This window comes from Paraburkholderia bannensis, assembly GCF_014200455.1.
GTDB lineage: Bacteria > Pseudomonadota > Gammaproteobacteria > Burkholderiales > Burkholderiaceae > Paraburkholderia > Paraburkholderia bannensis_A.
In genome coordinates this window covers 58,358-78,822 of sequence record NZ_JACHBW010000025.1, presented here as the reverse complement: position 1 = coordinate 78,822, position 20,465 = coordinate 58,358, and the positions used below count along the sequence as shown (strand labels likewise).

Sequence of the window (20,465 nt, the reverse complement as noted above, 5' to 3'; positions counted from 1 at the left end):
GTGCGTCCGGATATCCGCGTGATCGGCGTGCAGACCGATGATTCCTGCGCGATGGCGCAATCGCTCAAGGCGGGCAAGCGCGTCGAACTCAGCGAGGTCGGCCTCTTCTCGGACGGCACGGCGGTGAAACTGGTTGGCGAAGAGACCTTCCGCCTTTGCCAGGAATATCTGGACGATGTGCTGACCGTCGACACCGACGCACTCTGCGCCGCCATCAAGGACGTCTTCCAGGACACGCGCAGCGTGCTCGAACCGGCTGGCGCGCTGGCCGTAGCAGGCGCCAAGCAGTACGCCGAGCGCGAAGGCATCGACGGCCAGACGCTGATCGCGATCACCTCCGGCGCGAACATGAACTTCGACCGCATGCGCTTCGTGGCCGAACGCGCCGAAGTGGGTGAAGCGCGCGAAGCCGTCTTCGCGGTGACGATCCCCGAGGAGCGCGGCAGCTTCAGGCGCTTCTGCGAACTGGTCGGTACGCGCAGCGTCACCGAATTCAACTACCGCATCGACGACGCCGAGCGCGCGCATATCTTCGTGGGCGTGCAGATCCGAAACCGTGGCGAATCGCGGCAGATCGCCACGACCTTCGTCGAGCACGGTTTCCCAAGCGTCGATCTCACCGGCGACGAACTCTCGAAGCAGCACATCCGCTATATGGTGGGCGGTCGTTCGCCGCTCGCGCACGATGAGCGCCTGTTCCGCTTCGAGTTTCCAGAGCGCCCGGGCGCGCTGATGCGCTTTCTGTCGTCGATGGCGCCGAACTGGAACATCAGCCTGTTCCACTACCGCAACCAGGGCGCGGACTACAGTTCGATCCTGGTGGGCATCCAGGTGCCTGCAGCGGAGGACGCTGAATTCCGCCAGTTCCTCGCCACGCTCGGTTACCCGCACTGGGAAGAGACGCAGAATCCGGCTTATCGCCTGTTCCTCTCGTAACGCCGTCACGCACCGCCGAGGCCCATCACCGTGTCCGTATCGCTTTCCGACAAACTCGTCGTCGCAATCTCGTCGCGCGCGCTCTTCGATTTCGAGGAAGAGAACCGCGTCTACGAGACCGGCGATCTGCGCGCCTACGAGGCTTTGCAGCGCGAGCGCCTGACCGTGCCCGCACGGCCGGGCGTGGCGTTCGCGCTCATCCGCAAGCTGCTCGCGCTCAACGCATCTGGAAAGAGCGGCGCGCATCACGTGGAAGTCGTGATCCTCTCGCGCAGCGATCCCATCAGCGGGCTGCGCGCGTTCAGTTCGTGCCGCGAGCACGCGCTCGACATCCAGCGCGGCGTGTTCACGCGCGGACGCGAGCCCTGGCATTACCTGGGGCCGCTCAACGCGTCGCTGTTTCTGTCGGCCAATCCCGATGACGTGCGCGGCGCGCTCGACGCCGGCTTCCCCGCCGCACGCGTGTTTCCGGAATCAGCGACAATGGCGGAACGCAACGCGCACGAGATTCGCATCGCGTTCGACGGCGATGCGGTGCTGTTTTCCGACGAAGCCGAGCAGATCTTCCAGCGCGACGGCCTTTCCGCCTTCGTGAGCCACGAGCGCGACAACCGCGAACTGCCGCTCGCGCAAGGCCCGCTCAAGCCGCTGCTCGCCGCGCTGCACCGGCTGCAGAAACTCGCGGACGCCAATGCGCAGATGCGCATCCGCACGGCGCTGGTGACCGCGCGCTCCGCTCCGGCGCACGAGCGCGCGATCCGCACGCTGATGGCCTGGAACATCGAAATCGACGAAGCGATGTTCCTGGGCGGACTCGACAAAGGCCCGTTCCTGCGCGAGTTCGAACCCGATTTTTTCTTCGACGACCAGATCCGCCACTGCGAATCGGCCCGCTCGGTCACGGCGACCGGGCATGTGGCAAGCGGCGTGGCCAATCCGGCGGCGGCAGTGCGCGCAGCGCACGCCAACGCCACGAATGACGCATCAACCGAAACCAGCGCATCATGACTCCCGAACAATCCCCGCTCGGCAAAGCGTCGAGCTACACCGAGCAATACGACGCAACGCTGCTGTTCCCGATCCCGCGCATCGGCGCGCGCGAACAGATCGGCATCGGCGCGCAACTGCCCTTCTTCGGCACCGATATCTGGAACGCCTACGAACTGTCGTGGCTCAATGCACGCGGCAAGCCGCAGATCGCCATCGCCACCTTCTTCATCCCGGCCGATTCACCCAATATCGTCGAATCGAAGTCGTTCAAGCTGTATCTGGGTTCGTTCGCGCAGACGAAATTCGACTCCGCCGATGAAGTGCGCGACGTGCTCAAGCGCGATGTATCGGCGGCCAGTGGTGCGTCGGTGTCGGTGAAACTGGATCAGCCGGGCGCGTTCGGCAAGATCGCGTTCGAGGAATTCGACGGCCTGTCGATCGACCGTCTCGATCTGGACGCCGAGGTCTACCACCCGGACCCGACGCTGTTGAACGCGGCGCATGAAGAGTCGCCGGTGGAAGAAACGCTGGTGTCGAACCTGCTGAAATCGAACTGCCCCGTCACGGGCCAGCCCGACTGGGGCAGCGTGCAGATTCACTATGTGGGGCCGCAGATCGACCAGGCGGGCCTGCTGCGCTACATCATCTCGTTTCGCAATCACACGGGCTTCCACGAGCAATGCGCCGAGCGCATCTTCATGGACATCCTGCGCGAGTGCAAACCGGATCGCCTCGCGGTCTACGCGCGCTACACGCGCCGCGGCGGGCTGGACATCAACCCGTTCCGCACCAACTTCAATATGCCGATGCCGGATAATGCGCGGCTGGCGCGTCAGTAAGCGTCATCTGAACGGAGTTGAATGAAAAAAGCGCCGGTTCTGCCGGCGCTTCTTTATGGCGACGACTGCGGCAACTCCGCCGCCCCCATGCGCCGCGCGATCACGCCCGAGCGCTGCGACAGATACGCCGAATTACGGTGATCGTCGAAGAACTTGGGACGCGGCAACATCACCGCCAGCCGCGCCGACTGCCATGCGGTGAGCTTCGTCGCATTTGTCTTGTAGTAATGCTGCGCGGCGGCCTGCGCGCCATAGACGCCGTTGCCCCACTCCACCGAATTCAGGTAGATCTCGAAGATGCGCTCTTTGTCGAGCAGCGTCTCCAGCATCCACGTGATGATCAGCTCCTGGCCTTTGCGGATATAGCTTTTCTCGCGCGAAAGAAAAAGATTGCGCGCGAGTTGCTGCGTGATCGTCGAGCCGCCGCGCACGATGTGGCCGCGCTTCTTGTTGCGCTCCCACGCCTGCAGGATGGCGTCGGTTTCGTAGCCGTTGTTATTGACGAAGTTCGCGTCCTCGGACGCGATGATCGCGCGCTTGAGATTGCGCGAAATCTGGTCGTACGGCACCCATTGATGCTGGATGTCGAGACCGGGATGATCCGCCGCGAGGTAGGCGGCGTCCGAGCGCATGAAGGCCGTGCTCTGCGGATCGACAACGTTCCACGTTGCGATCTGCGCGAAGTAGAACAGTTGCAGCGCGAACCACGAAACCATCGTCACCGAAGCCGCGTAAATCAGCCAACGCAGCGGGCCGGGCCGCTTCGCGGTTTGCTGGCCGCGCGCCGCACCGGCGCGCTGGGCGAAGCCACGCACGTACTCGCTTGCGGTCTGCGGTCCCGCCGCATCTCTGCGCATGGCTCGCGCTCCCGCCCGTTCAGACCTGCGCCGCCAGCTGCGCGCGCAGACCGGCCAGCACCGGCGCACCGTCCGGGCGCACGCCGCGCCAGACGAAGAACGATTCGGCGGCCTGCTCCACCAGCATGCCGAGGCCATCCGATGCGCGCGCGCCGAGCGATTCGGCATGACGCATGAAGACGGTCGGCTGGGCGCCGTACATCATGTCGTAGGCCAGCGTGCCCGCGCCGAACGCACGCGCGTCGCACTCGGGCAGCGCAGCGTCGAGACTGCCGGCCGTCGCGTTGACGATCACATCGTAGTGCCTGGCATCCACGGCCTGCGGTCCGCCGCCGTTGATGAGACACGCGAACTCGCGCGCCGCACCTTCGAATTGTTCGATCAGCACATGCGCCTTCTGCGCCGTGCGATTGACGATGGTGATCTCGCCCGGATGGCGTTCGAGCATCGGCAGTACCACGCCGCGCGCCGCACCGCCCGCGCCAAGCAGCAGCACGCGCGCACCCTTGAGCGACACGCCCAGATTCACTTCGATGTCGCGAACGAGACCGAAACCGTCGGTGTTATCGCCGAAAATGCCGTCTTTGTCGAAGCGCAGCGTGTTGACCGCGCCCGCCGCCGCCGCGCGCGGCGACAAACGATGCGCGAGCGCATGCGCTTCGAGCTTGAACGGCACCGTCACGTTCAGGCCGCGTCCGCCTGCGGCGCGAAAGGCCTCGACGTGTTCGACAAAGCCGTCGAGCGGCGCCAGCAGGCGGTCGTACTCGAGCGGCTCACCCGTTTCGGCAGCAAACTTCGCGTGGATCGACGGCGATTTGCTGTGCGCAATCGGGTTGCCGATCACGGCGTAGCGATCGCGAGGCCGAGGCTGATCGCTCATTCGCGCGGCTCCGTGGCGTGCTGTTCGGCCTGCTGCACTTCTTCGCTGCCGCCTTCCTGCGCCGCGTTGCCTTCGGTGCCTGCATCGGTGTCCGCATCGGCCTGCGCTTCGGCCTGCGCTTGCGCTTCGCTTTCTGCCGATTCATCGGCGGCGTCGATCAGTTCGTCCTCTTCGCCCGCCTCCTCTTCCGGCTGCTCGCCGCTCGTCACGACCGGCGCGTCGAGCACGCGCAGCATGCGCACCGACGCCTCGATCGTGAGTTCGTCGATCGACAGCACTTCCATCATCAGGCGCGTGCCGCGCGCATGCACGCCCAGCGCGGGCACGTGCATGAGCAGCGGCACTTCCTCGAAGCGCACCAGATCGTCCTTGACGACGGTCGCAGGGAATTCGCGGCGCGGCTCACCGCTATCGCCGCGCATTTCCTGCTGGAGCCAGCGCAGACACCAGAAGTACTCCATGCGGCGCTGGTGATCGGCGTAGGCCGTGTAGGTTTCGTCGAAGCCCTGCACGACGGCGAAGAGATCGGCATCCTTGGGCTTGAACGGCGCGACCAGCTTGGCGGCCACGCCATGCTCGACGCAGGCGAGCAGCTGCCACTGGTTCACGAGGTCGACGTAACGGCGCAGCGGCGAGGTGCTCCACGCGTATTGCGCGACGCCCAGACCTTCGTGCGGCGCGGCGTTGGTCTGCATGCGCGTGCGCTTGGGGCCGGTGGGCGCACCGAACGCGCGCTGCGAGCGGTAGATGCCCGGCACGCCGTGATCGTTGAGGAAGGCGCCCCAGGTGGAGTTCGCGAGAATCGCCAGTTCGGCGACGATCATGTCCAGCGGCGAACCGCGGCGGCGTGGCGTGATGCGGACCCGCTCGCCTTCCACGTAGAAGTTGTAGTCGGTGTTGCGCTGCACTTCGCGACGCAGGCCGTAGCCCGCGCGCGCCGCCTGACGCTTTTCGAACAGCGCCTGCGCGAACGGCCACAGCACGGCGATGTCGTCCTTGTGCGGATAGTCGCCCGTGCCGGCCGCAAGCGTTTCTTCCGTGACGACTTCGTCCAGCGTGTTGTGACGCAGGTTGCTCTTCACGAACACGCGCTCAGCGCGCGTTTCGCTGGCGACGATTTCCTGCGTCTGGCGATCCACGATGCTGTAGAGCGACAGCGCGGGGCGCAGGCCGCCTTCCTTCAGCGTGAAGGCATCGACGAAATCGTCGGGCAGCATGGTGATCTTGTCGCCGGGCATGTAGACCGTCGACAGACGCGTGCGCGCGATCGTGTCGGCCGTGTCGCCGCGCGCGATACCGAGCGCCGGCGCCGCGATGTGGATACCGATGCGCACGCGGCCATCGGCCAGATGCTCGATGGAAAACGCATCGTCGATTTCGGTCGTGGTGACGTCGTCGATCGAAAACGCCTGCACATGATCGCCTGCTTCCGGCAGATCGTCGGGCAGCGCGCCCACTTCGACCGGCGGGAAGCCGGTGCCGTGCGGGAAGAATTCAGCCAGGAAGCGCGCTTCGTGCAGCGCGCGCGGCGACGAAATCCCGCCGCATTCGAGCATCAGGCGCGGCATCGAAATGCCGCGCGCCGCAGCGGCGGCTTCGAGCGCCTTGTACTCGATCGAGTTCTTGTCCGGCTTCGTGAGCAGGCCCAGCGCCTTGTCCTTGAGCGCCTCGGGCAGCCTGCCCGCCTTCATTTCCTCTTCGTAGCCCGCCTGGACGAGCGCCTGCTGACGCTTGCGTTCAAGCGACGCGAGCGCCATCTTGAGCTGCTCTTCGGGCGCGCGCTGATACTGGCCACGGCCCTTGCGGCGGAAATACACGGGCGAGCCGTGCAGGCGCAGCACGAGCGCGGCGCGCTCGACCGGGCCGTAAGTCGCGCCGAAGTATTCGGTGGCGAGCGCCGTGTAGGCGAATTCGTCGGCGGGCGCGCACTCCCACAGGAAATCGAGATCGATCTCCTGCGCGGCGGCGTCGGCCTGCTCCAGCAGTTCGCTGGCAGCGGGTTTGTCGAATTCGATCAGCACGTCCTTGGCGCGCACTTTCGCGCGCCGTCCGCCCGGCAACTCGACCTGAAACGCGTCGCCCTGCTTCGACAGCACGCTGCCGGCCTTGAAACTGCCCGATTCCTCAAAGAAAACGTTCACTCAACACTCTCGTTCAGTCTTGCTATCACCGACTGCGCGTGGCGCGCAGTCGGTGCTGCTGTATACATATAGGCGCTCGCGCACTCAGGCGCGAACGTGCGACGCGTGGGTTGTTTCCCTAAGCGGCGTCGCAGAACCGGATCACTTCATCGACGTAATCGGCGAATTCGCTGATGCCGTGGTCACTGCCTTCGATCAGGTGCGTCGCGACACCCGGATAGTGCGCCAGCATCTCGCGGTAATCGAGCACTTCGTCGCCGGTGGCGGCGAGCAGATAGTAGCGCTGCGGCTGCGTGATCTGCACGACGGCGAGCGCACGCAATTCGTCGAGATGACGCGGTTCGACGACGATGCTGCCGCCGCCGTGCCACAGCGGCTGCTCGCCCAGATACTTCGACAGATCCCGCTGCGGCACGACCGCCGGATTCAGCAGCGCGGCGCGCCAACCGTGCTTTTCGGCCAGATGCGTGGCGAAATAGCCGCCCAGCGAACTGCCGATCAGCGCAATCCGCTCGCCTGGCTGCGCTTGCGCGGCGATTTCCTGCTCGATCTGTGCGACGGCTTCGAACGGCGACACCGGCAGCGTCGGGCACAACCACTCGCCCGCGCGTCCGGTGCCGGCCAGACGCTCGGCCAGCAAACGCGCCTTGAAGGACTGCGGCGAGGAACGGAAACCGTGCAGATAGACGATCACGCCGCGCTCCGCGCCGCGAGCGCATCGAGCAGCTTCTGATGCACGCCGCCGAATCCGCCGTTGCTCATCACCAGCACCTGGTCGCCCGGACGCGCGGCGGCGGCTACCGCCTTCACCAGCGCGTCGAGATCGTGGAACGCGTGCGCCTTCTCGCCAAGCGGCGCGAGCGCGCCCGCCAGATCCCAGCCCAGCGCGTCCTTGCCGCTGGACGCGCCATAGCCGAAGACCAGATCCGCATCGGCGAGACTGGCGGGCAGTTGCGCCTTCATCACGCCGAGCTTCATGGTGTTCGAGCGCGGCTCCAGCACGGCCAGAATGCGGGTATTTTCCTTGCCGATGCGCGTGCGCAGACCGGCGATGGTCGTTTCGATCGCCGTGGGATGGTGCGCGAAATCGTCATAGACGATCACGCCGTCCACGCTGCCGCGCACTTCCATGCGGCGCTTCACGTTGCGGAAACCGCCAAGCGAGGCGGCGGCCTGCGCGGGCGGCACGCCCACGCCGCGCGCGGCGGCAATCGCCGCGAGTGCGTTCAGGCGGTTGTGCTCGCCCTGGATCTGCCAGTCGACCACGCCCACGCGCTCGCTGTGGTGATAGACCGCGAAACGCTCGTCCACCGTCACGCCGTCTTCGGCCGGCAGCGCCTGCCAGCCGCCATCGACGCCGAAACGCTCGACATCGCTCCACACGCCGCGCGTAAGCACACGCTCCAGCGCGTCGCTGCGGCCGTTCGAGACCACACGGCCCACGCCCGGCACCGTGCGGATCAAATGATGGAACTGCGTTTCGATGGCAGCGAGATCGGGGAAGATATCGGCGTGATCGAATTCGAGGTTGTTGAGCAGCGCCGTGCGCGGACGGTAATGGACGAACTTCGAACGCTTGTCGAAGAACGCCGTGTCGTACTCATCGGCTTCGATCACGAAGAAGCTCGAATCGGTCAGACGCGCGGAGATGCCGAAGTTCAGCGGCACGCCGCCGATCAGGAAGCCGGGGTTCATGCCCGCATCTTCGAGCAGCCAGGCGAGCATTGAACTCGTGGTGGTCTTGCCGTGCGTGCCCGCCACCGCGAGCACCCACTTGTCGCGCAGCACATGTTCGCCCAGCCACTGCGGGCCGGACGTGTACGGCAGGCCGCGATTGAGGATCTCCTCCATCAGCGGGTTGCCGCGCGACACCACGTTGCCGATCACGTAGAGATCGGGGTTCAACCCGGTCTGGCTCGCATCGTAACCTTCGATCAGGCGGATACCCTGCGCTTCGAGCTGCGTGCTCATCGGCGGATACACGCCCGCGTCGCAGCCGGTGACCGTGTGGCCCGCACTGCGCGCGAGCACGGCGAGACCGCCCATGAACGTGCCGCAGATGCCGAGGATATGGATGTGCATAAGCCTGTCGCGCCGCGCGGGCGTCGTGAACGGGTTAATCGGTTTATTGGGATGGGTGAAGCGGAACGGCGGCGCCTTCGTATGGGACCGCCGGAGCAAAGAACGGTATTGTACCCGAGCCATTGGGGCTTTTTCGCCGCAGCGGGCCGGGGCTGGCCGCATGCGCGGCGCATCGATGTTGCGGCGCGCCGCTGCGCTGCGGCGGCCGCCGGGAACGCCCTGCGTTCTCTAGTATGATGGGTGCATGATTCGCAGAGCTCATTTCGATCCCCAGCGCGTGCGCGAGGAAATCGCCATCGCGGCAGCCAGAATGATTGCCGAGGACGGCCTCGATTACGCCACCGCCAAGCGCAAGGCCGCGCGGCAGGTGGTGGGGGACACCCGTATCGAGGGCATCTGGTTGCCCGACAATGACCAGATCGAGGACGAGATCCGCGAATATCAGGCGCTCTTTCAGGGCGACAGCCAGCCGGCGGTGCTGCGGCGTCTGCGCGAGATCGCGCTCGACTGGATGCTCAAGCTCGCGACCTTCAACCCGTTCCTCACGGGCGCGGTGCTCAATGGCACGGCGGGCGAGCATTCGGACATCCATCTGCAGATCTTTTGCGATAACACCAAGGATGTCGCCATCTGGCTGCTGAACGCGAACGTGCAATACGACGTTTCGGAAACCCGCCACTTTGCCGCGCGCGGCGATGTGGAGACGCTCAGCTTCCTGTGGAAGCCCTCGCGCACCGAAGAACCGGTCGGCATTCACGTCGCGCTCTACAATACCGACGACCTGCGCGGCGCAGTACGCGCCGATGCGCGCGGGCGACTGCCGCGCGCGAATGCGCAGGCACTCCAGGCGCTGATCGACAAGAGCGGCGCCACCTCCACCACCTGACTCATCTAGATAGCGCAGCAATGAACACAAAGCGGATTCTGGCCGGCGTCGCAGTCGCGACGGTGGCAGCCTGCGGCGGCATTCTTGCAGGACATTTTGCGAGCGGCGGACATGAAGGCAGCGCCGGCATCACCAACGCGGACGCGGCAACCGTCAATGGCAAGCAAAGCGCGGTGGACCAGCTCTGGAGCGCCGCCGTCACCAACCCGGACGGCAAGCCGCAGTCGCTCGCCATCTATAAGGGTCACCCGATCGTGGTGAACTTCTGGGCCTCATGGTGCGGCCCGTGCGTCGAGGAAATGCCCGAACTGTCCGCCCTGCATCGCGAGTATGCGAAGAAAGGCATCCAGTTCGTGGGCCTGGGGGTGGATTCGGCAACCAACATCAAGTCTTTCCTTGGCAAGGTCAAGGTCGATTACCCGATCTATATCGCCGGCTTCGGCGGCGCGGACGTCGCGCGTGCGTTCGGCAACACCGCCGGCGGCTTGCCTTACACCGTCGTAATCGACGCGAACGGCGCCGTTCGTGCGACAAAATTAGGCCAAATCAAACCGGACGAGCTGCGCCACACCCTTGACGCACTTTGACGCGACTGAAGAATTGACCGGGGCTTAACAGCCGTAGAGCACTTTTTGCCGCCAGATTTGATGCAATTGACTGAAGATCGACCTCACCGCGCCTTACCGCGCGGTCTTGGGGTCATATCGAGCGTTTGGAAAACTAGACAAATTTCTCTAATCAGCGCTAAAGTTCGCGCAATTCCACGGAAAAAGAAGCGACCATGACGCGACTGCTGGTTTTGCACGGACCCAACCTCAATCTTCTCGGCACCCGGGAACCGGAGGTCTATGGGCGCGTGACGCTGCCGCAGATCGATCAGGCGCTCGCCGACCGTGCCGCTGATGCAGGCGTGGAGCTGGCAACGTTCCAGAGCAATCACGAAGGCGCGCTGGTCGACCGCATCCAGGCGGCCCGCACGGAACAGACGGATTTCATCCTGATCAACCCGGCCGCATACACGCACACCAGCGTGGCGATCCGGGATGCGCTGGCAGGCGTGGGCATTCCGTTCGTGGAGATCCATCTCTCGAACGTGCATCGCCGCGAAACCTTCCGGCATCACTCGTATTTTTCCGACCAGGCCGAAGGCGTCATCTGCGGCCTCGGCTGGAAGGGTTATCTCTACGCGCTCGAATACGCGCTCGACCGGCTCGCTGCCAGGTCGCCCGCCTGACTTCGGCGCCGGATGACCGACGCACTCTGAAAGACAACTCTTATCCCGTGCCGGGACGCTTGCGCCCCGGCACCTCACGTATTCAAGAAAAGGGGCTGCACCATGGATCTACGTAAGCTGAAGACTCTGATCGACCTCGTCTCCGAATCGGGCATTTCGGAACTCGAAGTCACCGAGGGCGAAGGCAAGGTGCGCATCGTCAAGAACGCGCCGCCGGTCTATGTACAACCGAGCGCCCAGTTCGCCGCGCCGATGGCCGGCGCGCCGATGGCTGCAGCACCGGCGGCCCAGGCAGGCGAAGCCGCAGCGCCCGCCGCTGCCGCGCCGGCGGCGCCGCAAGGCCATGTCGTGACGTCGCCGATGGTCGGCACGTTCTACCGCGCACCGTCGCCGGGCGCCGACCCGTTCGTGCAGGTTGGCGACACGGTCAAGGAAGGCCAGACGCTGTGCATCATCGAAGCGATGAAGCTCCTCAACGAAATCGAATCCGACGTCGCGGGCGTGGTCAAGGAAATCCTCGTCGAGAACGGCCAGGCGGTCGAATACGGCCAGCCGCTCTACGTGGTCGCGTAATCACACCCACCCGCAGATCACGAGCGTTTCGCATGAGCGCGCCGACGCTTCGCGCGACATCCGCGACATCCCTCAGGCGCCGCACCGCCCTCGCCGGTCGCGGCGCGCGCGGCCACCAGCGCCGCGCGCACCCCCGGTCCTCCCTGGCGGCCCGCCTGCATTGCCATGCGGCGCCCATTGATGAGTCGAATACCCACCATGTTTGAAAAAATCCTAATCGCCAATCGTGGCGAAATCGCGCTGCGCATTCAGCGCGCGTGCCGCGAACTCGGTGTCAAGACGGTCGTCGTCTATTCGGAAGCCGACAAGGAAGCCAAGTACGTGAAGCTCGCCGACGAGGCGGTCTGTATCGGCCCGGCGCCTTCGAATCTTTCCTACCTGAACATGCCGGCGCTCATCAGCGCGGCGGAAGTCACGGATGCCGAGGCGATCCACCCCGGCTACGGCTTCCTGTCGGAAAACGCCGACTTCGCCGAGCGCGTCGAGCAATCGGGCTTCACCTTCATCGGTCCGCGCCCGGAAACCATCCGCATGATGGGCGACAAGGTCACGGCCAAGCAGACCATGATCAAGACCGGCGTGCCTTGCGTGCCGGGCTCGGAAGGCGCGCTGCCCGATGATCCGAAGGAAATCGTCAAGATCGCACGCACGATCGGCTACCCGGTCATCATCAAGGCGTCGGGCGGCGGCGGCGGTCGCGGCATGCGCGTGGTGCACACGGAAGCGGCGCTGGTGAACGCGGTCAACATGACGCGCGAAGAAGCGGGCCGCGCCTTCGGCAACCCGCAGGTGTACATGGAGAAGTACCTTGAGAATCCGCGTCACATCGAGATTCAGGTGCTGGCCGATTCGTTCAAGAACGCCGTGTGGCTGGGCGAGCGCGACTGCTCGATGCAGCGCCGCCACCAGAAGGTGATCGAGGAAGCGCCGGCGCCGGGCATCGCGCGCCGCCTGCTCGACCGCATCGGCGATCGTTGCGCCGACGCCTGCAAGAAGATGGGCTATCTGGGCGCGGGCACGTTCGAATTCCTGTACGAAAACGGCGAGTTCTACTTCATCGAAATGAACACGCGCGTGCAGGTCGAGCACCCGGTCACGGAGCAGATCACCGGCATCGACATCGTGCAGGAACAGATCCGCATCGCCGCTGGCGAGAAGCTCGCGTTCCGCCAGCGCGACATCCAGTTGAAGGGCCACGCGATCGAGTGCCGTATCAACGCCGAAGATCCGTTCAAGTTCACGCCGTCGCCGGGCCGTCTGACCTCCTGGCATATGCCGGGGGGCCCGGGCGTGCGCGTCGACTCGCATGCCTACAATGGCTATTTCGTGCCGCCGAACTATGATTCGATGATCGGCAAGCTGATCACCTACGGTGCAACGCGCGAACAGGCGATCCAGCGCATGCGCATCGCACTGTCGGAAATGGTCGTCGAAGGCATTTCGACCAACATTCCGCTGCACCGCGAACTGATGCTCGACGCCAAGTTCGTCGAAGGCGGCACGAGCATTCACTACCTCGAAAGCCGTCTGGCCGAACGCCAGGCTGTGAAGAAGGACGAAGCGTAATCCATGAGCTACCGGGAACTGATCGTCGAGCTTGAGCGCGACCGCGCGGAGGAACTCTCCGACGCGCTGCTTGAGCTTGGCGCCCTCTCGGTGTCGGTGGAAGACGCCGACGCCGACACGCCCGACGAGCAGCCGCTCTTCGGCGAGCCGGGCCTCACGCCCGAGCGCACCGCGTGGCAGCATTCGCGCGTGATCGCGCTGATCGGCGACGATCAGGATCCCGCCGTGCTGCTCGTGGCCGCGTGCAACGAGATGGGCTTGCCGGAAACGCCGAAGCACCTGCTGCGCGAAGTCGAGGAACAGGACTGGGTGCGTCTGACGCAATCGCAGTTCGACCCGATTCCGATCGGCGAGCGCATCTGGGTCGTGCCCTCGTGGCATGACGCGCCCGATCCCAATGCTCTCGTGCTCGAACTCGATCCGGGCCTCGCGTTCGGCACGGGCAGCCATCCCACCACGCGTCTTTGCATGGAATGGCTGGAGCAGAACGTGCAGGCTAATTCGTCGCTGCTGGACTATGGCTGCGGCTCGGGCATCCTCGCGATTCTCGCGAAGAAGTGCGGCGCGAATCCGGTGATCGGCATCGACATCGACCCGCAGGCGGTCGAATCGGCGCGCCATAACAGCGAACGTAACCACGCCGACGTCACTTACGGCCTGCCTGACGACCTCCAGCCGGGCGAGTTCGACATCGTCGTCGCCAACATTCTTTCGAATCCGCTCAAGCTGATGGCGTCGATGCTGTCGTCGCGCGTGAAGCCGGGTGGACGCATCGCGCTGTCGGGCATTCTGGCCCGTCAGGCCGACGAAGTGGCCCAGGTGTACGCGAAGTGGATCGATATCTCGGTCTGGCGCGAACACGAAGGCTGGGTTTGCCTGGCCGGTACGCGCCGCGCGTAACGCACCACGAAAGCCGCCCGCCCTACGGGGCGGCGGCTCAAGTCGTTAAGCGTCGTGGATTGCCATTAGAATGGCGGGTATCGCCAACCATCCGGGTCCACGGCACACATGCTCCTGGCCACGCGCTGCCCCTTCTGCGAAACCGTATTCCGAATCCAGCCGGCGCAGCTTGCCGCGCGCCGCGGCCTCGTGCGCTGCGGCCATTGCCAGGAAGCTTTCGACGCAACGGGTGGCCTGTACGAGATGCCCGAAGGCGGCGATTTCGCGCTGGCCACGCCGGTTGCGGCCGATATCGCCGCGAGCCTGACGACGCCGGACGCTGCGGCGGCGGCACCGCATTCCGCGCACGCTTCAACGCCCGCACCCCAGCCCGCAACCCAGCCCGTACACATCGAACCCGTTGTAGAGACGCCCCGCGAGCCTGAGCCAGAAGCGGTGCAGGAGCCTGCCCAGACGCAGGTAACCGGGCAGACAACTGAGCAACAACTCGCCGCGCCCGGTCACGCGCTGGAAGCCGCGCCGGAAAGCTTTGCCCAGATTCATGAAGCGGTCGCCGAGCCCGAGCAGGTAGCCGCGCAGGTACCCGATCACGCGCCCCAGCCGGAACCGGCTCCCCCCCGCCCCGCTCCCCCGCCGAATTTTGCGGGTGCCGCCTGGGACCCGTGGGCTCCCTTGCCGGACAGCCACATCGATCCGCGCCTGCAATACAACGCGGAGCATCTGCCGCAAGTGAGCCTCGCTGCCGCCGCAACCAGCAACGCGGCGCGCAATGCCGAAATGCGCGTGATCCACGACGATGAACCCACGTTCGCGTCCGCATCCGCCGCCGCGCAGACCGCGCCCGAAACGCCCGCCGAACCCTTCCCGCCGGCCACGCGCTGGACGCGCGTCGAGCCCGAACTGGTGCCGCCCGAACCGCTCGCTCCAGGCAGCGCGCATCCGGGTCCCGCCGAACCGACGCTTTCGTCGGGGGAAATCGCTCATCACGCATCTCGCCCACCCAGCGCCGATCCCGAACCGGCGCTGCATCGCTCCACGGCCGTCACGGCAGCGGCGGCGGCCGGTGTGGCAGCGGTCGCGACCGCTGCAGCCCCCGCCTTCACCGCGCTCGAACCCAATAGCGCCGACGAGCCCTTCGCGGTCACCCGTGAAGCGCCCGCGCGCGCGAAAGGGCATCCGGGCTGGCGCATTTTCGGCTCGCTGCTGGCGCTTGCGCTGATCGTACTGCTGGCGTTGCAGCTGGTCTGGTGGCAGCGCGAAAGCGTCATGGTCTACTGGCCCGCGTCGCAGCCGATCTACCAGCAGGTCTGCGCGCAGTTGGGCTGCCACGTGAGCCCGCCGCGCGATATCGACGGTCTGCAGGTCCAGCCATCCGATCTGCGCCAGGTGGACGACCCGCATCATCTCGAACTGAAGGTGCCGCTGCGCAACCGCTTCCAGGTGGCGCTCGCCTATCCGGCGATCGAACTGACGCTGCTAGACCGCCAGAACAACGTGGTCCTGCGCCGCGTGCTGTGGCCGCAGGACTACGTGCCTCCCGGCACCCGCATCGATGGCGGCCTGCCCGCGCGCACCACGCAGACGATGATCGTGCGGCTCGATACCGGCAACGTCATCGCGTCGAATTTCCGCATCGAGATCTTCTATCCGTAACGGCGACACTTAACCACGCATCCCCGCGCGCGAGCGCGCCGCTCACACGATGCACGCTCGCGCGCCCCTGGCACCCGACCCCGTCGGGTGCGCCACTCACCACAACAGCTTTGAATCCGGAGAGCATCATGAGTCAAGTCACGCTAGGCGGTAACCCGATCGACGTCGCAGGCACCTTCCCGGCGCCGGGCCAGAAAGCCCCGTCGTTCTCGCTCGTCGGCAAGGATCTGAAGCCCGTCGCCCTCGCCGATTTCGCAGGCAAGCGCAAGGTCCTGAACATCGTTCCGAGCCTCGACACGCCGACCTGCGCCACCTCGACGCGCAAGTTCAACGAAGCGGCAGCGAACCTCGAAAACACCGCTGTCGTCGTGATCTCGGGCGACCTGCCGTTCGCCGCCGGCCGCTTCTGCACGACCGAAGGCATCGAAAACGTCGTCACGGCGTCGACCTTCCGCGGCCACGAGTTCGCGCAAGCCTACGGCGTGGACATCACCAGCGGCCCGCTGACCGGCCTGACGGCACGCGCCGTGGTCGTGATCGACGCCGACGACAACGTCGTGTACGCCGAACGCGTCGGCGAAATCAAGAACGAGCCGAACTACGACGCAGCGCTCGCCGCGCTGAAGTAATCACGGACGGCGGCGCGTAGCGGCATTGCGAAGACTCATCGAAACGACATCGCCCGCCGCGCCGCCCTCTTTCATCACACGCATCACAGGAATTCCCGCCTTGGCTACGCTCATTTGCGGCTCGCTCGCCTACGACAACATCATGACCTTCGAGGGTCGCTTCCGGGAGCACATCCTGCCCGAGCAGGTGCACATCCTGAACGTGAGCTTCCTCGTGCCGACGATGCGCCGCGAATTCGGCGGCTGCGCCGGCAATATCGGCTACGCGCTGCATTTGCTGGGCGGCGATGCGCGCATCATGGGCACGCTCGGCGCCAACGACGCGCAGCCCTACATGGACCGCTTCGCCGCGCTCGGCCTGAACACCACCCATGTGGGCGTGCTGCCCGACATGTGGTCGGCGCAGGCGATGATCACGACCGATCTCGAAAACAACCAGATCACCGCGTTCCACCCGGGCGCGATGATGCAATCGCACGTGAACAAGGCAGACGAAGCGCCCGGCATCAAGCTCGGCATCGTCGCGCCGGACGGCTTCGACGGCATGGTTCAGCACGTGGAGCAGCTCGCAGCCGCAAAAATCCCGTTTGTCTTCGATCCGGGTCAAGGTTTGCCGCTGTTCGACGGTGCGTCGCTGCGTCGCGCGATTGAACTTGCGACCTATCTGACGGTCAACGATTACGAAGCCAACCTTGTGAGCCACCGCACCGGCTGGTCGATCGAAGAGATGGCCAGCAAGGTGGATGCGCTCATCATCACGCGCGGCGAGCAAGGCTCGCAGATCTACCACGACGGCCAGATCGAAGAGATTCCCGTTGTGCAGGCCGAACGCGTGCTCGACCCCACCGGTTGCGGCGACGCATTCCGCGGCGGTCTGCTCTACGGCATCGAGAACAAGCTCGGCTGGGCAACCACCGGGCGTCTGGCCAGCCTGATGGGCGCGCTCAAGATCGAACAACAAGGTCCGCAGAACTATGCGCCTGGCAAGGCGCAGATCGAGGAACGTTTCAAGGCGGCGTTCGGTTACGAGCTGTCGCTGTGAACAGCTAGCGCAGCGCCGCGGGAACGGCGTGCATTGAAGCGCATTGGAGTTACGGGAAATGAAAACAACAAATCGTCTGATTGTGGCCGTCATGATCGCGGGCTCGCTCGCCGTGACGGGTTGTGCCTATAACAGCAGTTCCGCCGACGTGTACACCGCCTCGCAGGCGCAACGCGAAGCCACGGTGCGCATGGCCGTGGTCGAAAGCGTGCGGGCGGTGAAGATCAGCTCGAACAACGGCCAGCCTAGCGGTCTGGGCGCAGTCGGCGGCGGCGCGCTTGGCGCGGTGGCCGGCAGCGCGATCGGCGGCGGCCGCGGCTCGATCGTCACTGGCATCATCGGCGGCATCGCGGGCGCGGTGGCCGGCAATGCGGTGGAGAACGGCGTCGCCGTGCACGATGGCCTCGAAATCACTGTGCGCCTGGATAACGGCGACTATCGCGCCATCACGCAGTCCGCCACCGGTGAAGTGTTCCAGGCCGGCGACCGCGTGCGCCTGCTCTCTAGCGGCGGCGTGACGCGCGTGACGCACTAGGGCTGTAGCTTGACTCGCGCTGACGTGTGCATCACGTCGGCAACCGAAGACCGGTTTCCCCTGTACCGCAGCGCGGGTGCCATGCGCCTGATCTGCGGAACCTCAGGCGCATGCTCTCCCCTGTGCATGCGCCTTTTTTCATGCCCGCGTTGTGATCCTGTAGCGCGAGCAGCACAGGTCGAGCAAAACTCGCAGACGAAAAAAATCCCGTCGCGGAGAACCCTGCGACGGGATTGCAGGCCGAACCTCGCGAGCAAGCCGCCAGGCCCGACCACCGAAGCACGCGTTGTTTAACTGACTCTCGCGTGCTTCGGCTTTTACTGCTTGTACAACTCGAACGGCTTACGGACGGCTGCCCGTCGGGAACGGCCATGCAGCAGCCGGGTTCAGCGCCGTCTTCACCGTTGCTGCGGGCGCAGCCGGTTGCGCAGCAGGAGCCGCAGGCGCAGCAGCGGCAGCCTTCTTCGCAGCGGGCTTCTTCGCAGCAGGCGCGGCCTTCTTCGCAGGCGCAGCCTTCTTGGCAGCAGCCTTCTTCGCGGGCGCAGCCTTCTTCGCCGGTGCTGCCTTCTTCGCAGCAACCTTCTTCACGGCCACTTTCTTCGCTGCAACCTTCTTCGCTGCGGCCTTCTTCGCCGGTGCCGCCTTCTTCGCAGCAACCTTCTTCACGGCGACTTTCTTCGCTGCAACCTTCTTCGCTGCGACCTTCTTCGCCGGTGCTGCCTTCTTCGCAGCAACCTTCTTCACGGCGACTTTCTTGGCTGCAACCTTCTTCGCCGGTGCTGCCTTCTTGGCCGGCGCTGCCTTCTTCGCAGCAACCTTCTTCGCCGGTGCTGCCTTCTTCGCAGCAACCTTCTTCACCGCGGCCACTTTCTTCACTGCGGCCTTCTTCGCCGGAGCAGCAGCCTTCTTCGCTGCGACCTTCTTCACTGCGGCTTTCTTGACCGCCGGTTTCTTCTTGGCAAGTGCCATTTTTTTCTCCTTCAGGTTCAGATGAGAGTCAGTTCAAACTACACCCTTCGTCAAAACCCGCTTCCCGCAAACGCTTCTCAGGGCGCACGCTACAAAGCGGGCTATTCATCGGCGTACGCTGATCCCGCGCGCTTACGCTAATGAATGCGGTAAGGCGCGCCGTGTCCAATGACACGGCGCGCCAAGTCTTTCCGGCGTCGGCTACCGACACCGGGCAACGTTCGTTGAGGGCGCAAGCCACACGGCTCGCGCCTTTTTCCGGGGGGAAGTTTGCCCATCCCTCTGAAGGGTTCGCAAAGTGCCTTACACGTAGTTGAGCCGCCAGGGCTCCGGGCACGCTTTGCATCAGGCGTTCCTGCTCCTAATCGTCATGCCGGCGAAGGCGCTCGCGTAGCGCCTCGCGGCAACCCCAAATGACTGACTGCGCAGTGCGTCCGGGTCACTCCCAGGTCAGCGCACCGCCCGTCTGATACTCGATCACACGCGTTTCGAAGAAGTTGCGTTCCTTCTTCAGGTCGATCATTTCGCTCATCCACGGGAACGGGTTCTCTTCGTTCGGGAACAGCGCGTCGAGGCCGATCTGCTGGCAGCGACGGTTGCAGATGAAGCGCAGATAGCTCTTGAACATCGACGCGTTCAGGCCCAGCACGCCACGCGGCATGGTGTCTTCCGCGTAACGGTATTCGAGATCGACGGCCTGCTTGAACAGTTCGGTGATTTCCGCGCGGAACGCCGGGGTCCACAGCTGCGGATTTTCGAGCTTGATCTGGTTGATCAGGTCGATGCCGAAATTGCAATGCATCGACTCGTCGCGCAGGATGTACTGATACTGCTCAGCGGCGCCCGTCATCTTGTTCTGGCGGCCGAGCGCGAGAATCTGCGTAAAGCCCACATAGAAGAACAGACCTTCCATGATGCAAGCGAACACGATCAGCGACTTGAGCAGCGTCTGGTCGGCTTCGAGCGTACCGGTCTTGAACGAGGGGTCCGTGAGCGTCGTGATGAACGGAATCAGGAACTCGTCCTTGTCGCGGATCGACTTGACCTCGTGGTACGCGTTGAAGATTTCGCTTTCGTCCAGACCGAGCGATTCAACGATGTACTGGTATGCGTGCGTGTGGATCGCCTCTTCGAACGCCTGGCGCAGCAGGAACTGGCGGCATTCGGGCGCCGTGATGTGCCGGTAGGTGCCGAGCACGATGTTGTTGGCGGCGAGGGAGTCGGCGGTCACGAAGAAGCCGAGGTTGCGCTTCACGATGCGGCGCTCGTCCTCGGTCAGACCATTCGGGTCTTTCCACAGGGCGATGTCGCGCGACATGTTCACTTCCTGCGGCATCCAGTGATTCGCACAGCCAGCCAGGTACTTCTCCCAGGCCCACTTGTACTTGAACGGGACCAACTGATTGACGTCGGTCTGACCGTTGATGATGCGCTTGTCGGCGACATTCACGCGACCTTCGGTCGAGACCGGCGTCTGCGGCGGCGGAGCGACAGCGAAGTCGGCGGCGAAGATGTTTTGCGCCGAAGAGGACTGAGGAGCGGAGTGCATGCCCGGAGCAGAGACAGCCTGTCCCGCGAGGTTGCGCATTGCGTTTTGCTGCGCACCGCTCGACGGAGTTACGGCCGTGTTCTCGTCATCCCAGTTGAGCATAAATGTCACCATCAATTTAGAACGGTTTGTACCATCTTTTCGTGAGCGGTAAAAGGGTTCGCACACGAAAAAACCTGTTTTCGATTCGCGTTGAGACCTCGA

At 64.7% G+C, this 20,465-nt stretch carries 20 protein-coding genes and 1 pseudogene; 13 read left to right on the top strand and 8 right to left on the bottom strand.

The annotated features are described in order from the left end of the window. The 3 genes and pseudogenes from ilvA to queF all read left to right on the top strand — a co-directional run. On the top strand, positions 1–936 hold a 936-nt coding region (gene ilvA, locus F4827_RS30540; protein WP_183731432.1), incomplete at its 5' end, for a threonine ammonia-lyase, biosynthetic. Between the two features lie 30 nt (positions 937–966). Next, positions 967–1,872: pseudogene (locus F4827_RS30535) on the top strand (5'-nucleotidase); the annotation flags it as partial. A 68-nt stretch (positions 1,873–1,940) separates the two neighbouring features. Beyond that, positions 1,941–2,765 carry an NADPH-dependent 7-cyano-7-deazaguanine reductase QueF gene (gene queF, locus F4827_RS30530; protein WP_183731438.1) on the top strand — a complete coding sequence of 275 codons (825 nt, stop codon included), beginning with the start codon at positions 1,941–1,943 and terminating at the stop codon, positions 2,763–2,765. A 53-nt stretch (positions 2,766–2,818) separates the two neighbouring features. Here queF and mtgA read toward each other — a convergent pair whose 3' ends face one another. From mtgA to mpl, 5 genes are all read right to left on the bottom strand, one after another. Continuing rightward, positions 2,819–3,622, bottom strand: coding sequence for a monofunctional biosynthetic peptidoglycan transglycosylase (gene mtgA / locus F4827_RS30525; RefSeq protein WP_183731441.1), 804 nt, complete (start codon positions 3,620–3,622; stop codon positions 2,819–2,821). 19 nt (positions 3,623–3,641) lie between these two features. Next, a complete protein-coding gene (gene aroE, locus F4827_RS30520) occupies positions 3,642–4,502 on the bottom strand; it encodes a shikimate dehydrogenase (protein ID WP_183731444.1) in 861 nt (286 codons plus the stop codon). Continuing rightward, complete coding sequence (locus tag F4827_RS30515) at positions 4,499–6,643, bottom strand: ribonuclease catalytic domain-containing protein (RefSeq protein ID WP_183731447.1); 2,145 nt, start codon at positions 6,641–6,643, stop codon at positions 4,499–4,501. Before F4827_RS30515 ends, aroE begins: the two co-directional genes overlap by 4 nt. A gap of 118 nt (positions 6,644–6,761) precedes the next feature. Continuing rightward, positions 6,762–7,337 (bottom strand): YqiA/YcfP family alpha/beta fold hydrolase, encoded by a 576-nt coding sequence (locus tag F4827_RS30510; RefSeq protein WP_183731451.1) that lies wholly within the window; start codon positions 7,335–7,337, stop codon positions 6,762–6,764. After that, positions 7,334–8,725 (bottom strand): UDP-N-acetylmuramate:L-alanyl-gamma-D-glutamyl-meso-diaminopimelate ligase, encoded by a 1,392-nt coding sequence (mpl, locus tag F4827_RS30505; RefSeq protein ID WP_183731455.1) that lies wholly within the window; start codon positions 8,723–8,725, stop codon positions 7,334–7,336. Before mpl ends, F4827_RS30510 begins: the two co-directional genes overlap by 4 nt. A gap of 244 nt (positions 8,726–8,969) precedes the next feature. On the opposite strand from mpl, the gene F4827_RS30500 reads away from it, so the two are divergent. From F4827_RS30500 to F4827_RS30455, 10 genes are all read left to right on the top strand, one after another. Next, positions 8,970–9,611: a UDP-N-acetylmuramate--alanine ligase gene (locus F4827_RS30500; protein ID WP_183731458.1), complete on the top strand. Its 642-nt coding sequence runs from the start codon at positions 8,970–8,972 to the stop codon at positions 9,609–9,611. 20 nt (positions 9,612–9,631) lie between these two features. Continuing rightward, the gene (locus F4827_RS30495) at positions 9,632–10,198 is read left to right on the top strand and encodes a TlpA disulfide reductase family protein (protein WP_183731461.1); all 567 of its coding nucleotides are present in this window, start codon (positions 9,632–9,634) and stop codon (positions 10,196–10,198) included. Between the two features lie 194 nt (positions 10,199–10,392). Then, a complete protein-coding gene (gene aroQ, locus F4827_RS30490) occupies positions 10,393–10,845 on the top strand; it encodes a type II 3-dehydroquinate dehydratase (RefSeq protein ID WP_183731464.1) in 453 nt (150 codons plus the stop codon). Positions 10,846–10,947: 102 nt separating this feature from the next. Then, positions 10,948–11,418, top strand: coding sequence for an acetyl-CoA carboxylase biotin carboxyl carrier protein (gene accB, locus F4827_RS30485; RefSeq protein WP_183731467.1), 471 nt, complete (start codon positions 10,948–10,950; stop codon positions 11,416–11,418). Positions 11,419–11,616: 198 nt separating this feature from the next. Next, positions 11,617–12,984 (top strand): acetyl-CoA carboxylase biotin carboxylase subunit, encoded by a 1,368-nt coding sequence (gene accC / locus F4827_RS30480; protein ID WP_183731469.1) that lies wholly within the window; start codon positions 11,617–11,619, stop codon positions 12,982–12,984. Positions 12,985–12,987: 3 nt separating this feature from the next. Further along, the gene (gene prmA, locus F4827_RS30475; RefSeq protein WP_183731472.1) at positions 12,988–13,884 is read left to right on the top strand and encodes a 50S ribosomal protein L11 methyltransferase; all 897 of its coding nucleotides are present in this window, start codon (positions 12,988–12,990) and stop codon (positions 13,882–13,884) included. A 108-nt stretch (positions 13,885–13,992) separates the two neighbouring features. Next, the gene (locus F4827_RS30470) at positions 13,993–15,537 is read left to right on the top strand and encodes a zinc-ribbon and DUF3426 domain-containing protein (protein WP_183731476.1); all 1,545 of its coding nucleotides are present in this window, start codon (positions 13,993–13,995) and stop codon (positions 15,535–15,537) included. A 128-nt stretch (positions 15,538–15,665) separates the two neighbouring features. After that, complete coding sequence (tpx, locus tag F4827_RS30465) at positions 15,666–16,166, top strand: thiol peroxidase (protein ID WP_183731479.1); 501 nt, start codon at positions 15,666–15,668, stop codon at positions 16,164–16,166. Between the two features lie 100 nt (positions 16,167–16,266). Next, positions 16,267–17,208 carry a carbohydrate kinase family protein gene (locus F4827_RS30460; RefSeq protein WP_183731482.1) on the top strand — a complete coding sequence of 314 codons (942 nt, stop codon included), beginning with the start codon at positions 16,267–16,269 and terminating at the stop codon, positions 17,206–17,208. 58 nt (positions 17,209–17,266) lie between these two features. Then, complete coding sequence (locus F4827_RS30455) at positions 17,267–17,743, top strand: glycine zipper 2TM domain-containing protein (protein ID WP_183731485.1); 477 nt, start codon at positions 17,267–17,269, stop codon at positions 17,741–17,743. A gap of 342 nt (positions 17,744–18,085) precedes the next feature. Here the strand turns inward: F4827_RS30455 and F4827_RS30450 are convergent, their stop codons facing one another. The 3 genes from F4827_RS30450 to F4827_RS30445 form a co-directional block, all read right to left on the bottom strand. Continuing rightward, positions 18,086–18,712: a histone H1-like DNA-binding protein gene (locus tag F4827_RS30450; RefSeq protein WP_183731488.1), complete on the bottom strand. Its 627-nt coding sequence runs from the start codon at positions 18,710–18,712 to the stop codon at positions 18,086–18,088. Positions 18,713–18,740: 28 nt separating this feature from the next. After that, positions 18,741–19,058 carry a hypothetical protein gene (locus F4827_RS35610; protein ID WP_167069396.1) on the bottom strand — a complete coding sequence of 106 codons (318 nt, stop codon included), beginning with the start codon at positions 19,056–19,058 and terminating at the stop codon, positions 18,741–18,743. A gap of 93 nt (positions 19,059–19,151) precedes the next feature. After that, positions 19,152–20,363 (bottom strand): ribonucleotide-diphosphate reductase subunit beta, encoded by a 1,212-nt coding sequence (locus tag F4827_RS30445; RefSeq protein ID WP_183731492.1) that lies wholly within the window; start codon positions 20,361–20,363, stop codon positions 19,152–19,154. Positions 20,364–20,465: the final 102 nt, after the last annotated feature.

Bases quoted from the DNA above. Each gene is read 5' to 3' on its own strand.
- queF (WP_183731438.1), top strand. From the start codon at position 1,941: ATGACTCCCGAACAATCCCCGCTCGGCAAAGCGTCGAGCTACACCGAG.
- mtgA (WP_183731441.1), bottom strand. From the start codon at position 3,622: ATGCGCAGAGATGCGGCGGGACCGCAGACCGCAAGCGAGTACGTGCGT.
- aroE (WP_183731444.1), bottom strand. From the start codon at position 4,502: ATGAGCGATCAGCCTCGGCCTCGCGATCGCTACGCCGTGATCGGCAAC.
- mpl (WP_183731455.1), bottom strand. From the start codon at position 8,725: ATGCACATCCATATCCTCGGCATCTGCGGCACGTTCATGGGCGGTCTC.
- F4827_RS30500 (WP_183731458.1), top strand. From the start codon at position 8,970: ATGATTCGCAGAGCTCATTTCGATCCCCAGCGCGTGCGCGAGGAAATC.
- F4827_RS30495 (WP_183731461.1), top strand. From the start codon at position 9,632: ATGAACACAAAGCGGATTCTGGCCGGCGTCGCAGTCGCGACGGTGGCA.
- aroQ (WP_183731464.1), top strand. From the start codon at position 10,393: ATGACGCGACTGCTGGTTTTGCACGGACCCAACCTCAATCTTCTCGGC.
- accB (WP_183731467.1), top strand. From the start codon at position 10,948: ATGGATCTACGTAAGCTGAAGACTCTGATCGACCTCGTCTCCGAATCG.
- accC (WP_183731469.1), top strand. From the start codon at position 11,617: ATGTTTGAAAAAATCCTAATCGCCAATCGTGGCGAAATCGCGCTGCGC.
- prmA (WP_183731472.1), top strand. From the start codon at position 12,988: ATGAGCTACCGGGAACTGATCGTCGAGCTTGAGCGCGACCGCGCGGAG.
- F4827_RS30470 (WP_183731476.1), top strand. From the start codon at position 13,993: ATGCTCCTGGCCACGCGCTGCCCCTTCTGCGAAACCGTATTCCGAATC.
- tpx (WP_183731479.1), top strand. From the start codon at position 15,666: ATGAGTCAAGTCACGCTAGGCGGTAACCCGATCGACGTCGCAGGCACC.
- F4827_RS30455 (WP_183731485.1), top strand. From the start codon at position 17,267: ATGAAAACAACAAATCGTCTGATTGTGGCCGTCATGATCGCGGGCTCG.
- F4827_RS30450 (WP_183731488.1), bottom strand. From the start codon at position 18,712: ATGGCACTTGCCAAGAAGAAACCGGCGGTCAAGAAAGCCGCAGTGAAG.
- F4827_RS35610 (WP_167069396.1), bottom strand. From the start codon at position 19,058: ATGCAAAGCGTGCCCGGAGCCCTGGCGGCTCAACTACGTGTAAGGCAC.
- F4827_RS30445 (WP_183731492.1), bottom strand. From the start codon at position 20,363: ATGCTCAACTGGGATGACGAGAACACGGCCGTAACTCCGTCGAGCGGT.